Origin of the sequence: Nitrospina gracilis Nb-211, assembly GCF_021845525.1 — a bacterium.
Taxonomy (GTDB): Bacteria; Nitrospinota; Nitrospinia; order Nitrospinales; family Nitrospinaceae; genus Nitrospina; species Nitrospina gracilis_A.
Genome location: NZ_JAKJKD010000001.1, coordinates 2377082 through 2389102, shown reverse-complemented (window position 1 = coordinate 2389102; position 12021 = coordinate 2377082). Strand labels below are relative to the sequence as shown.

Here is a 12021-nt window from a genome sequence, read left to right as displayed (position 1 = left end):
ACGCGATGGTCCGTGTGGAGTAAAAAAAAACGCCCCCGTCAGGTGGGGGCATGAAATGAAAGGGCTCCGTCTTGCGGAGCCTTGTTTTTGGGATTTACTGGAGCAATTGCAGGACCGTCTGCGGAATCAGATTGGCCTGACCCACCATCGCCGTCGAAGCCTGCACCAGGATCTGGTTGCGGGTCAGGTTGGCGATTTCTTGCGCAATGTCCGCGTCGCGGATCTGCGATTCGGCGGCCTGCACGTTCTCAATGGTAATGGACAGGTTGTTGATGGTCCGCACCAGACGGTTCTGCACCGCACCGATCTTGCCGCGCGCCGTGGATACAGTATCCAAAGCGGTGCCTATCAACTCCAGTGCGGTCAATGCATTGGCTACGGCGGTGATATTGATTTCCTGCAAGCCGGTGAACGCCATGGTGGTGACGGCAATGGAGCTGATGCCCAAGGTCGAGGTGTTGATGGCGTCCAGGTCCACTTCCGCGTTGAGATCAAATCGGCTGTCCGAAGACGAGTCGATGCCGATTTGAATGACGACCGGATTGGTGGCGCCGGCGCTCATGGAGCCGTCGAGCAGTTTTTGTCCGTTGAAATTGGTGGCGCTGGAGATGCGGTTGATTTCGGCGCGGAGCTGATCGAACTCGATCTGCAGGGTGGCGCGCTCGGTATCGCCCAACGTGCCGGTGGCCGCCTGCGCCGCGAGTTCCTTGATGCGGATCAGCATGTCGGCGGTTTCGCCCAGCCCGGCCTCGGCGACGTTGATCATGGAAACGCCGTCGTTGGCGTTGCGCAGTGCCTGGGTCAGTGCGCGGATGTCGCCGCGCAGTTTTTCTGAGAGAGCGAGTCCCGCCGGGTCGTCGGCGCCGCGGTTGATGCGCAGGCCCGAGGAGATGCGCTCGATCGACTGCGCCAGCCTGCTGTTGTTGACACCCAGCAGGCGTTGCGCCGTCAGTGACGGAATGTTGTTGAAAATCCGGATTGCCATTTCGATCCTCCTTGACCGAAGGGAGCGTTCCAGCTGCTTCCGTGCAACTTCCAGAAGAAGGCTTCGCGGGTGTTTTGTATTGGCACCCCTTCCTCTAAAGGGTCATCCCGCATTAAAGCGCCTTTGCAGAAATGCCGTCCATTACTGGAGCAATTGCAGGACCGTCTGCGGAATCAGGTTGGCCTGGCCCACCATCGCCGTCGAAGCCTGCACCAGGATCTGGTTGCGGGTCAGGTTGGCGATTTCTTCCGCAATGTCCGCGTCGCGGATCTGCGACTCGGCCGCCTGCACGTTCTCAATAGTTACGGACAGGTTGTTGATGGTCCGCACCAGCCGGTTCTGCACCGCACCGATCTTGCCGCGTGCCGTGGATACGGTTTCGATCGCGGTGGTGATCGCTTCCAGCACGGTCAGGGCCTCGGCGACGGCGGTGATGCTCAGATTGTCCAGTCCCAGCACGCTGGTATTCATCGCGGTGAGATCGACTTGTTCATTCAAGTTGAAGCGGCTGTCTGATGTGGCATCGATGCCGATCTGGATGACAATCGGAGAAGCGGCGCCGGAGGCCATCGAGCCGTCGAGCAGTTTTTGCCCGTTGAAATTGGTGGCGCTGGAGATACGGGTGATTTCGGCGCGGAGCTGATCGAACTCGATCTGCAGGGTGGCGCGCTCGGTGTCGCCCAACGTGCCGGTGGCCGCCTGCGCCGCGAGTTCCTTGATGCGGATCAGCATGTCGGCGGTTTCGCCCAGCCCGGCCTCGGCGACGTTGATCATGGAAACGCCGTCGTTGGCGTTGCGCAGTGCCTGGGTCAGTGCGCGGATGTCGCCGCGCAGTTTTTCTGAGAGAGCGAGTCCCGCCGGGTCGTCGGCGCCGCGGTTGATGCGCAGGCCCGAGGAGATGCGCTCGATCGACTGCGCCAGCCTGCTGTTGTTGACACCCAGCAGGCGTTGCGCCGTCAGTGACGGAATGTTGTTGAAAATCCGGATTGCCATTTCGATCCTCCTTGACCGAAGGGAGCGTTCCAGCTGCTTCCGTGCAACTTTATATGGAAGGCTCCGTTACGATTTCATTCGCGAACGTTTCAAGCGAATTTATAGTTACCTTAAATCTCCCTAAAGGGAGGGGTCATCCTTTATTGGAGCAACTGCAAGACGCTTTGCGGAATCAGGTTGGCCTGGCCCACCATCGCCGTGGAGGCTTCCACGAGGATCTGGTTGCGGGTCAGGTTGGCGATTTCTTCCGCAATGTCCGCGTCGCGGATCTGCGATTCGGCCGCCTGCACGTTTTCAATGGTGACGGACAGGTTGTTGATGGTCCGCACCAGCCGGTTCTGCACCGCACCGATCTTGCCGCGCGCCGTGGATACGGTATCCAAAGCCGTGGTGATCGCCTCCAGCGTGGTCAACGCGTTGGCCACCGACGTGATGGATAAGGCGGTGCCCGCCAGAGCGCTGATGCCCAAGGTCGAGGTGTTGATGGCGTCCAGGTCCACTTCCGCGTTGAGATCAAATCGGCTGTCCGAAGACGAGTCGATGCCGATTTGAATGACGACCGGATTGGTGGCGCCGGCGCTCATGGAGCCGTCGAGCAGTTTTTGTCCGTTGAAATTGGTGGCGCTGGAGATGCGGTTGATTTCGGCGCGGAGCTGATCGAACTCGATCTGCAGGGTGGCGCGCTCGGTATCGCCCAACGTGCCGGTGGCCGCCTGCGCCGCGAGTTCCTTGATGCGGATCAGCATGTCGGCGGTTTCGCCCAGCCCGGCCTCGGCGACGTTGATCATGGAAACGCCGTCGTTGGCGTTGCGCAGTGCCTGGGTCAGTGCGCGGATGTCGCCGCGCAGTTTTTCTGAGAGAGCGAGTCCCGCCGGGTCGTCGGCGCCGCGGTTGATGCGCAGGCCCGAGGAGATGCGCTCGATCGACTGCGCCAGCCTGCTGTTGTTGACACCCAGCAGGCGTTGCGCCGTCAGTGACGGAATGTTGTTGAAAATCCGAATTGCCATTGTTCAATCCTCCTTGACCGTTTGTCTTCCTCGGACCGGCTTCCGTGCCAACCCGCTTTCAGGATTGCGGTGTTATTCCTTTTTAGAGTGCGAATTATGGCGGACGAATGTCCCAAGCGGAACTTCATCCACGCTCACTGGATTTATCGGGATATTTCCCGATTTCTTGATATGCAAAATGTGTTTTGAATCGGAAATCCGTCAGGACGCGGTTTGGCGGGAGTTTTGGATGGACGGAAAAGGGAGATATTCGGGAAGCTTTGAACAGGCTGGAACGGCCCTATCCCTCTTAGCGGAATCCGACCTGAGAAACTTGAGTGCGTTTTTGCGGAATTGTGACTCAGGTCAGGTTGTAGCCGGCGATGCCCGGGTTCTGGCTGAGAAAGTAAATGACTTCGTCCAGCGCCACGGTTCCGGAATCCTTCCAATATTTGGCGTACAGCATGCCCAGCAGTTCGTGGTCCTTCGGCGTTTCCACGATCAGGCGCACGTTGATGTTGCGCAGGTACCAGGGGGCACGGGTGGTGGCGGAGGTGAATGAGCGCGCCGGATCTTCCAGCGCGGCGAGCAACGCGCGCAAATTTAAAACAGACGCGTCTGCTTCGGCCAGTGTGCGGCATGCCTCCAGACGGATCACCGGTGCACCGGTGCCGGGCGGAATGTAATCGGAAGTGATGGTATAATCGGCGCGGGATTTATGGTGTTCTTTCACGAGGGCATCGAGCAGTTCCACATCGATCAACGGCTGGTTGGCGCCGATGGGGATGATCTGGTCCGCACCCAGTTCTTGCGCCGCCTGCACCCAGGCTCCCGGCGAATTCGGGACGGAGGCAGTGACGAACCCCGCTTCCATGGCTTCCGCTACTTGCGCCAGTCGGTCGTTGGGTCCCGCCTCGCCGGTCAGCAGGGCAATGCGGTCGATGCGGTCCGATCCACGCAGGCGTGTCAGCACGTGCTGGGCCAGCGGCACCCCTTCGAGCAGGTTGAGAGCATGGCCGGGGTCGGTTTCCGGTACGGCGGGGGTGTAAACGATGGCGGCGGGGGTCATGATGTTCTCACCAAAAATTTGGTCCCTTCGTAAACCCTACGGTTTGTTTTTATTGAAACCGGCTTCTGGAGCAGTTCCATGACAAAAACCCGGTTGACGCGCCCGAAAAAACTGAAGCAGGGAGACGCCGTTGGCGTTGTGGCTCCGGCGGGGCCGGTGGACCCCGAACATCTCGAAAAGGGATTGCGCGTGATCCGGGGCATGGGGTTCCAGCCCGTGTTGGGAGAAAGCGTCACCGCCCGCAACGGGTTTCTGGCCGGAACGGATGCGGACCGCGCACGGGACCTGATGGCGATGTTCGAGGATCCCGAGATAAAAGGCATATTCTGCGCGCGCGGAGGCTACGGCGTCAACCGCGTTTTGCCTCTGCTCAAGCCAAAGATCATCCAGGCGAACCCGAAGGCGGTGGTGGGGTCGAGCGACATCACGCTGTTGCTTCTATATCTTATGCAGAAGTGTTCGCTGATCGGGTTTCATGGCCCCATGGTGGCGGGCAGTTTCGGTTGCCGGCCGATGACCCTCTCCAAAACCCAGTTTCGCAAAACATTGACGGGCACCCCCGGTACCGGGACGCTCACCGCCCCGCACGCGCGGGTGCTCCGGCCGGGAAAGGCGCGGGGCAAACTCACCGGGGGCTGTCTCACGCTCCTTTGCCGGTCGCTCCGCACCCCGTATGAAATCCAGACCGACGGCCACCTGCTGGTGATCGAGGATGTCAACGAACCCGCTTACCGCATCGACGGCATGCTGTGGCAGTTGAAGACGGCGGGCAAGTTCAAAAATGTGCAGGGCATCGTCTTCGGTGAGATGGTGCAATGCAGTGCGGGGCCCAATGGCACGGGCCGGCTGGACGACGTGTTTCTCGATGCCTTGCAGGACACCTCGTTTCCCATTCTCACCCACTGTCCGGTGGGCCACGGCAACGAGATGTGGACCCTGCCCTGGGGCGTGGAGGCCGTGCTCAACACCGAATCCCGGTCGCTGGAAATCAAGGGCCGCGCCCTCGCCTGACCCCCCTCGCTGAAAACGCGGCGCGTATCGAAAACAACATATCCGCCTTCCGCCTGGCCTCCGTCCTTTTTTGTATTTTAGTAAATCCGAACTTGACGAATCCGGTCCCAGCCTTTCAAATAAAAAAGACTGCGCGGTGATGGGGAGGCGCGATCTATATGGTGGTGGAATGCATTCATTGTGGCAATTTCGTTCAAAAGAGAGCGGGAGTCTGCCCGGTATGCGGCGGCGGGCTTCAGGACCGAAACGAGGCCGGCCGCCCCGCGGAAACCGGCACCCTGCTGGGAATGAGCTGGCGCAACCTGCGTGACAACTGGCGGGATTGGGCGGCGGTCAACCACACTGAAGCGTTGATCCTCAAAATCATCGCCGGGCTCATGCTGGTTTTGTCCGCGGTCACATTGTTTCTTTCTTTTTAGATGGGGCACGGCGGTTTGAGGTAAACGCGTGAAATAAACGCGCTTGCCGGAGGAAAACGACGATGGGGATTCCCAACTGGATGGGCCTGATGTTTGCCGTGGTGGGGCTGGGGGCGGTGGTGTATGCCTGGCGCGTCGGAAAAAAAGCCGAGGCCGCCCGCTTCTGGCCCACAACCCAGGGTAAGGTTCAGCGTTCCTCCCTCAAACTGGAGAGTGGAGGAGGTTATCAGTCTAACAACAGTACCTACCGCGCCGACGTGCGTTACCGTTACCGGGTCGGTGGCCGTTCCTACACCAGCAATAAAATCCTCATCGGAGGGCAGCTGCAGATGGCGTTCCGAAACCGTGCCGAGGAACACTGCCGCCGCTACCCCGTAGGCACCGAGGTGGAGGTTTTGTACAATCCCGACAACCCGCAGGAAGCCTGCCTGGAAGCGCGTGAGGAAACCTCCGGTTTCCTCAAACTCGTCGGCGGGGGATTTGCCGTGTTTGGCCTGTTGTTGTATCTCGGACTGCTTCCCTTCTGATCAATCGCCGAAATTGAATTGCAGGGAAAAGAGAAATGTCTGGTCGGTTTTCTTGACGCCGGGCGAGGGTTTCGAGTTCTGGTCAAGGATGTGGGTCAGCTTGAACGACCAGTGTTCGGTGAACTTGGTGTTCAGCGACGCCTCGTTGCGCAGGCGGTATTCGGCGGGCTGAGCAATTTTCGGGTACACCAGCAGGAAGTTGGTGAACTTCAGGTTGTCGTTGAACAGGTACATCAGGTTCGATGCAAAACGCGCCGTCGTGAACCGCTCGTCCTGGCCCACCCGCAGGTCTTCGGAGAAGTACGTGACGCCCAACTCGAACTCCAGGTTTTTGGTGTCGTTTTCCCAGAACTTGTAACCGACACCACCGCCGATGATGGCGCGCAGGTTCAGGTTCTTGAACTCGTCTTTCAGAAGCTCGGTGCTGATCAGTCCGTAAAACCGGTCGGTGAAAAAGTGGTCGAACTTGAACGCGCCGAAGGTGTTTCTGCTGTTGATCTCGCCATCCTGCTCCACATAGTTGTGGAAGGCGCGGAGGGACAGGCGGTCCCGTTCCCATTTGCGTTCGGCTTCGGCTCCGCCGCTGATGCTGGTCACCTCCACGTTGCCGGTCTGAATCGACCCGCCGAGGAAAATATTTCCCTTCCACCTTCGGGGGGTCTTGTTTATGTATCTGATCTCCTCCCAGCGCAGCGACACCACTTCCTTCATGGGTATGAGTTCGATTCCCAGACTGCCATCTTCCTTCGTCACCAGCCGGCCTTTTAAAATGGCCCCCTCCTTCAACTCGATGGTGACGATCTCTTCGGTGGTGATGGTTTGGATCTGGTCCACCGGAATCTTGACTTTCTTCGCGTAGTCGGTGGAAAAGGTCAACTCGCCCTGCTTGAAGGACGCGATGGTGCCTTTCAAAACATTGCCGTCGCCGAAGTGCACCTCGCCCGTCCAGCCCGTGCGGGGCGCACACACCACCGCCATGAGCGCGAGGACCAGAAACCATCTGCGAGCGACTGAAGACAAGGTCATGGAAACAGAAAACGGGATGCGACGGTTATTTTGAAAATCATCCGAATGGGCCAAATCCCCCCGGATTGAGCCTATCAAGATAGAGAATATTTCCGGTAAAAATCAACCCGGAATCCCGGTTTGCCGGGAAAAACAACCGCATCGTAACAGAGAATCGGTTTCAAATGCGGATGGGAATGCCGCGTTGCTTGAGGTACCGTTTGCTTTCGGGAATGGTCAATTCCTTAAAGTGAAAGATGGAAGCGGCCAGAACGGCATCCGCTTTGCCTTCCACGATGCCGGCGTGCAGGTGCTCCAGCGTTCCCGCCCCGCCGGAGGCGATGAGCGGAATGGACACCGCCTCGGCCACGGCGCGGTTGAGCGGCAGGTCGTAGCCCGACTTCGTGCCATCGCGGTCCATGCTGGTCAGCAGGATTTCCCCGGCCCCGTACGATTCCATCAGCCGTGCCCACAACACGGCGTTGATGCCCATTGGGTTGCGTCCGCCGTGCGTGTACACCTCCCACGCGGGCTGGGGAGGCTCGGGCATGACGAACAGGGTGGGGTGCTGGTTTTTCCATTCCACCGCGGGTGGATTTGGCGGCGCGTTGCGGTCCACCTGCTTGGCATCGATGGCGACGACGATGCACTGACTGCCGAATTTCTCCGCCGCCTGTTTGACGAATTCGGGGTGGTGCACGGCGGCGGTGTTGATGGCGACTTTGTCGGCTCCGGCTTTCAGCAGGTTGCGGATGTCGTCGAGCGTGCGCACGCCGCCGCCGACGGTGAGCGGCATGAATACGTTTTCCGCCGTGCGTTGCACGACGTCCAGAATGATGCCGCGCTTTTCGTGTGACGCGGTGATATCCAGAAACGTCAGTTCGTCCGCGCCTTCTTTTTCGTAGGCGGCGGCGATCTCAACGGGGTCGCCCGCGTCGCGCAGGTTGACGAACTGCACGCCTTTCACCACGCGGCCGTCTTTCACGTCGAGGCAGGGGATGATGCGTTTAGCCAGCATGCGCCTGCACCTGCGAAAGCACGTCGCGGTAGTCGATGCTTTTGTCATACAGCGCCTTGCCGATGATCATGCCCTCGACGCCGCAGTCTTTCAACTGCACGAGATTGAGCGCATCCTCCACGCGGCTCACGCCGCCGGAGGCGATGACCGGAAGGGATGTCGCTTGTGCGAAGGTGCGGATGCTGTCCAGGTTGGGACCCTGCATCATGCCGTCGCGGCTGATGTCAGTGAAGATGAACCCGGCGACGCCCATCGGTTCCATTCGCTGTGCCAGGTCGGTGGCTTTCTGGTCGGACACCTCCACCCAGCCTTTGACCGCCACCATGCCGTCGCGGGCGTCGATGCCCACCATGATCTTGCCCGGAAACCGCTTGCAGGCTTCGGCGACGAAATCGGGCTCCTGTTGCGCGATGGTGCCGAGGATCACACGGTACACGCCGGCGTTGACGTAGGCTTCGATGGTCTCCAGGTTGCGGATGCCGCCGCCCACCTGAATGTCCACGGTGCTGTTGTAGATGATGCTCTTGATGAGGTCCTGGTTCACCGGCCGGCCATCGAATGCGCCGTCGAGATCGACCACGTGGATCAGCTGGGCTCCCTGTTCGTCCCAGTGGGTGGCCATCTCCAGTGGATCGTTGGAGTACACGGTTTCCTGGTCCGCCCTGCCCTGGGTGAGGCGGACGCACCGACCGCCTTTGATATCAACTGCCGGAATGACGCGCACGAATGGGATCTCCTGAGTTTGAGGTTTGGAGTGAAACGGGTGGATTATAAGGAGAAGCCCGGGCCCTGTCAACGCGCCGTCCGGGCTGCTCATCCGGCATCATTCTAACAGGAATTATTGGAGATCGCCGTGGGCCCTTGCAGGGCCGCCGGGCGGGCGGTGGAAAGCGCTTCTCCTTTGGGGTACAATTCCGCCACCTGCTTCCCGCAGGATGCGAAAGGGCAATGCATGAAATTCATTCCCACCGAGCTGGACGGCGTAGTGCTCATTGAGCCCGTGGTGCATGACGACGCACGCGGTTTTTTTGTCGAAACCTACGTCCGCTCGCTTTTCCGCGACCACGGCATCGACGTCGATTTCGTGCAGGACAACCACTCGCAGTCGTCAAAGGGAGTCCTGCGCGGCATGCACTACCAGGTCCGCCACGGCCAGGCCAAGCTGGTGCGGGTGGTGCGGGGAGAGGTGTTCGACGTGGCGGTGGACGTGCGTCCCGGTTCGCCTTCCTTTGGCCGCTGGACGGGCCACACGCTGTCCGCGAACAACAGGCGCCAGTTGTTCATCCCCGCCGGGTTTGCGCACGGATATTGCGTGCTCAGCGATACGGCGGAGGTGATTTACAAATGTTCGGATTATTACCACCCGGAGGACGAGGGCGGGCTCATCTGGAACGACCCGGAAGTGGGCATCGACTGGCCGGTTGAGGAACCGGTGCTCTCGGAGAAGGACCAACGGCACCCACGGCTGAAAGACATTCTGCCGCCGGAGGTGAAGGGATAACGGGTTCGCCGGCGACTTGCGCGATCGTTCGTGGTTGCGGGAAGGGGCGGGTCAGGAGTTGATTTCGAGCGAGTGCATGAACTTGTCGAAAATCAACTGTACGTTCTTGTCGATGTTGACTACCTTTTCTGGATTCTTCGACTGATACTTGCCCAGCGCGTCGTCGATCTGGCCTTTCAACTGCTCCTGAAATTTCGGGAAGCTCTTCATCTCTTTCAAATACTCCCTGATGATCTCTTCCATGATCTCGTATGCAGGCTGGGAGTCCATCGACTCGTTGTACGACATGCCCTGCTGGCCCATCTCCTGTAAAAACGCCTTGATGCGTCCGGTGTAGATGTCGTACTTCTCCTCGCCCAGGAGGGATTTCACGGAATCGGCGAGCAGGGGGAACAGGCATTCCTTGAACAGCGGCCCTTTCAACTGATCTTCCAGCTTGTGCAGGAAGAAGCGGCCCACATGGTTGCGGCGCTGGCCTTCTTTTTCCGTGAGGAAATACTGTTCGATGAGTGGACGCGAGCCTTCTTCGAACGAAGACTCCACACACAGGTCGCAAATCTGCACCGCTTCCTTTTCCGCCATTTTCTGGATTTCCTCGTCGGAAGCCTTGGGAAACTGGCGTAGCAATTGAATGGTTTTGCGGACGATCACACGCCGGAACTGCTTGGTCCGTTGCGATTCTTCAATGAATAAAGGTGTGTATTCTTCCATGGTTCAAGACCCGTTGATGAAAAGGACAATGCCGGACAACTGGGGTTTTTACAACCGGCTTGACGTCACCGCTATCCGGAAATCAAAAACCGTTGATCCTGGCCTCAAGTTTTCCGATGCGCCTGCCGTTAATTATAAAGGAAAAGCTGTCATTTGGGAAAGCAGTTATTGCAAGTTAAATCAAATATGTAGCGGCAATCATGGAAATCAGGACCATTTCCGAAAATTCAGCCATTTTAGCTCACCAGGGTGTGAAGGTGAACGCGGGCATCTATTTGTCCGGCGATCTGAACCTGACCACGAAGGAAGGGGACAAGGTGCAGATTTCCTTTGGGTCCGACCGCGCGGTCTCCGGATCGCAAAGTCAAACGCGCACCGCCGACGGGTCCGTCGTGGAACGGCTGTCGCTCACGGCCATTGCCGCGTCGCGTTATTCGGTTTCGGTGCAGGGCGAACTGAATGAAGACGAACTGGCTTCCATCCAGCGGCTGGTCGGGTTGATCGACCCGCTGGCCGGAGATTTCTTCGCAGGGCGGGAAATCGATCTCCCCGGCTCTGCCTTCACGCTGGCGGACAACCTGGGCGCGATACAGGAGTTGTCGCTGGAACTGGAAAAAACCGTGTTCGCGTCGCTTCAGGGCACGCGCTTCTCGCGTGCGCCGCAGAGTGGCACTGGAAGCAATCCGTCTCTGCCGCCGGATTTGCCTGATATCAATCATGTTCGCGATTTTCCGGCGCTGGTGGAATCGGTGCTGGACTCGGTCTTTTCGCAGCACGCCGCGGGCGTGCTGGACGAGGCACGCGTGATTCACAAGTTCGGCGACTTTCTCCAGTTCCTGAAGGAACGCCTCCAGTTTCCGAAAGAGAACGATGGCGATGTGGTCGAGACCGGTATGTCCGAGCCTGCTTCGACAGACTCGGCACCGCCTGCATCTTCCAAGCCCGCAGAATCCCCCGACTCCGGCAATTAGTCCGCGAGGTCGCCCCCTCTTTATTCATCCCCTCTTGAAAAGAGCGCATGCCTCCCGGCTTGGCGGTCCTTAAAAGTCTGGTATGATGGCGCTTCGTTTGAGTTCCGGAGCGCATTTCCATGTCCACCCCCGATCCCATCATTCGCCTTGAAAACGTTTCGCGGTTCTATCAGGCCGGGTCCGTGCGCGTCACCGCACTCTCCGGCATCGACATGCAGTTGAGCCGTGGAGACTTTGTCACCATCATGGGGCCGAGCGGCGGCGGCAAAACGACGCTCCTCAACCTGATGGGCGGACTCGACCGGCCGGACGAGGGCGACATCCACATCAACGGCCACCACGTTTCGGAGATGGACGACCACGATCTCACCGAGCTGCGGCGGCGGGAGATCGGTTTCGTTTTCCAGTTCTTCAATCTGCTTCCCACGCTCACCGTGTGGGAGAACGTGGAGTTGCCCCTGCTGTTGAGCGGCGCCCCCAGCCGCGCGCGACAGTCGATCGAAACGCTTCTCGACTACGTCGGCCTGCTGGCGCGCAGGGATTCGTTTCCGGCGGAGATGTCCGGCGGCGAGATGCAACGCGTCGCCATCGCCCGCGCGCTGGTGCACCAGCCGTCGATTGTGCTGGCGGACGAGCCCACCGGCAACCTCGATTCCGAGAACGGTCACAAGATCCTCGATATCCTTAAAAAAGCGTCGGACGATTTTGCAACCACCGTCGTGGTGGTGACGCACAACCCCACCGCCGCCGAGTATGGCAACCGTCACTTCCGTATTCAGGACGGCCGATTGCAAACCGTCAACGGCAACACGGGCGGGTGACGCC

Annotated in this window: 14 protein-coding genes; 6 read left to right on the top strand and 8 right to left on the bottom strand. The window is 59.2% G+C overall.

Annotated elements, in window-relative coordinates:
- Positions 1–94 precede the first annotated feature (94 nt).
- The 4 genes from J2S31_RS11305 to J2S31_RS11290 all read right to left on the bottom strand — a co-directional run bounded on the left by J2S31_RS11305 (position 95) and on the right by J2S31_RS11290 (position 4033).
- Positions 95–985, bottom strand: a complete 891-nt coding sequence (locus J2S31_RS11305) for a flagellin N-terminal helical domain-containing protein (RefSeq protein WP_237099194.1) — start codon at positions 983–985, stop codon at positions 95–97.
- A gap of 141 nt (positions 986–1126) precedes the next feature.
- Positions 1127–1978, bottom strand: a complete 852-nt coding sequence (locus J2S31_RS11300) for a flagellin N-terminal helical domain-containing protein (protein ID WP_237099193.1) — start codon at positions 1976–1978, stop codon at positions 1127–1129.
- 140 nt (positions 1979–2118) lie between these two features.
- Complete coding sequence (locus tag J2S31_RS11295; protein WP_237099192.1) at positions 2119–2985, bottom strand: flagellin N-terminal helical domain-containing protein; 867 nt, start codon at positions 2983–2985, stop codon at positions 2119–2121.
- Between the two features lie 340 nt (positions 2986–3325).
- Complete coding sequence (locus tag J2S31_RS11290) at positions 3326–4033, bottom strand: cytidylyltransferase domain-containing protein (protein WP_237099191.1); 708 nt, start codon at positions 4031–4033, stop codon at positions 3326–3328.
- A 78-nt stretch (positions 4034–4111) separates the two neighbouring features.
- Here J2S31_RS11290 and J2S31_RS11285 point away from each other — a divergent pair, with 78 nt between their 5' ends.
- From J2S31_RS11285 to J2S31_RS11275, 3 genes are all read left to right on the top strand, one after another.
- Complete coding sequence (locus J2S31_RS11285; RefSeq protein WP_237099190.1) at positions 4112–5044, top strand: S66 peptidase family protein; 933 nt, start codon at positions 4112–4114, stop codon at positions 5042–5044.
- 158 nt (positions 5045–5202) lie between these two features.
- Complete coding sequence (locus J2S31_RS11280; protein WP_237099189.1) at positions 5203–5463, top strand: hypothetical protein; 261 nt, start codon at positions 5203–5205, stop codon at positions 5461–5463.
- 62 nt (positions 5464–5525) lie between these two features.
- On the top strand, positions 5526–5990 hold the full coding sequence (locus J2S31_RS11275) for a DUF3592 domain-containing protein (protein WP_237099188.1): 465 nt from the start codon (positions 5526–5528) through the stop codon (positions 5988–5990).
- Here the strand turns inward: J2S31_RS11275 and J2S31_RS11270 are convergent, their stop codons facing one another.
- The 3 genes from J2S31_RS11270 to hisA all read right to left on the bottom strand — a co-directional run bounded on the left by J2S31_RS11270 (position 5991) and on the right by hisA (position 8737).
- Positions 5991–7010 carry a DUF481 domain-containing protein gene (locus tag J2S31_RS11270; RefSeq protein WP_237099187.1) on the bottom strand — a complete coding sequence of 340 codons (1020 nt, stop codon included), beginning with the start codon at positions 7008–7010 and terminating at the stop codon, positions 5991–5993. It abuts the gene before it with no gap.
- A 166-nt stretch (positions 7011–7176) separates the two neighbouring features.
- Positions 7177–8013, bottom strand: a complete 837-nt coding sequence (gene hisF, locus J2S31_RS11265; RefSeq protein ID WP_237099186.1) for an imidazole glycerol phosphate synthase subunit HisF — start codon at positions 8011–8013, stop codon at positions 7177–7179.
- Positions 8003–8737 (bottom strand): 1-(5-phosphoribosyl)-5-[(5-phosphoribosylamino)methylideneamino]imidazole-4-carboxamide isomerase, encoded by a 735-nt coding sequence (gene hisA, locus J2S31_RS11260; RefSeq protein WP_237099185.1) that lies wholly within the window; start codon positions 8735–8737, stop codon positions 8003–8005. The genes hisF and hisA overlap by 11 nt, the downstream gene beginning before the upstream one ends.
- 228 nt (positions 8738–8965) lie before the next feature.
- Between hisA and rfbC the strand changes: the two genes are divergently transcribed.
- Positions 8966–9514 carry a dTDP-4-dehydrorhamnose 3,5-epimerase gene (gene rfbC, locus J2S31_RS11255; RefSeq protein ID WP_237099184.1) on the top strand — a complete coding sequence of 183 codons (549 nt, stop codon included), beginning with the start codon at positions 8966–8968 and terminating at the stop codon, positions 9512–9514.
- 51 nt (positions 9515–9565) lie between these two features.
- Here rfbC and J2S31_RS11250 read toward each other — a convergent pair whose 3' ends face one another.
- Complete coding sequence (locus J2S31_RS11250) at positions 9566–10225, bottom strand: hypothetical protein (RefSeq protein WP_237099183.1); 660 nt, start codon at positions 10223–10225, stop codon at positions 9566–9568.
- A gap of 200 nt (positions 10226–10425) precedes the next feature.
- On the opposite strand from J2S31_RS11250, the gene J2S31_RS11245 reads away from it, so the two are divergent.
- Positions 10426–11196, top strand: coding sequence for a hypothetical protein (locus J2S31_RS11245; protein ID WP_237099182.1), 771 nt, complete (start codon positions 10426–10428; stop codon positions 11194–11196).
- A gap of 119 nt (positions 11197–11315) precedes the next feature.
- Positions 11316–12017: an ABC transporter ATP-binding protein gene (locus J2S31_RS11240; RefSeq protein ID WP_237099181.1), complete on the top strand. Its 702-nt coding sequence runs from the start codon at positions 11316–11318 to the stop codon at positions 12015–12017.
- Positions 12018–12021 lie beyond the last annotated feature (4 nt).

Bases quoted from the DNA above. Each gene is read 5' to 3' on its own strand.
- J2S31_RS11285 (WP_237099190.1), top strand. From the start codon at position 4,112: ATGACAAAAACCCGGTTGACGCGCCCGAAAAAACTGAAGCAGGGAGAC.
- J2S31_RS11295 (WP_237099192.1), bottom strand. From the start codon at position 2,985: ATGGCAATTCGGATTTTCAACAACATTCCGTCACTGACGGCGCAACGC.
- hisF (WP_237099186.1), bottom strand. From the start codon at position 8,013: ATGCTGGCTAAACGCATCATCCCCTGCCTCGACGTGAAAGACGGCCGC.
- J2S31_RS11250 (WP_237099183.1), bottom strand. From the start codon at position 10,225: ATGGAAGAATACACACCTTTATTCATTGAAGAATCGCAACGGACCAAG.
- J2S31_RS11280 (WP_237099189.1), top strand. From the start codon at position 5,203: ATGGTGGTGGAATGCATTCATTGTGGCAATTTCGTTCAAAAGAGAGCG.
- J2S31_RS11300 (WP_237099193.1), bottom strand. From the start codon at position 1,978: ATGGCAATCCGGATTTTCAACAACATTCCGTCACTGACGGCGCAACGC.
- J2S31_RS11290 (WP_237099191.1), bottom strand. From the start codon at position 4,033: ATGACCCCCGCCGCCATCGTTTACACCCCCGCCGTACCGGAAACCGAC.
- J2S31_RS11240 (WP_237099181.1), top strand. From the start codon at position 11,316: ATGTCCACCCCCGATCCCATCATTCGCCTTGAAAACGTTTCGCGGTTC.
- J2S31_RS11305 (WP_237099194.1), bottom strand. From the start codon at position 985: ATGGCAATCCGGATTTTCAACAACATTCCGTCACTGACGGCGCAACGC.
- rfbC (WP_237099184.1), top strand. From the start codon at position 8,966: ATGAAATTCATTCCCACCGAGCTGGACGGCGTAGTGCTCATTGAGCCC.
- J2S31_RS11245 (WP_237099182.1), top strand. From the start codon at position 10,426: ATGGAAATCAGGACCATTTCCGAAAATTCAGCCATTTTAGCTCACCAG.
- J2S31_RS11275 (WP_237099188.1), top strand. From the start codon at position 5,526: ATGGGGATTCCCAACTGGATGGGCCTGATGTTTGCCGTGGTGGGGCTG.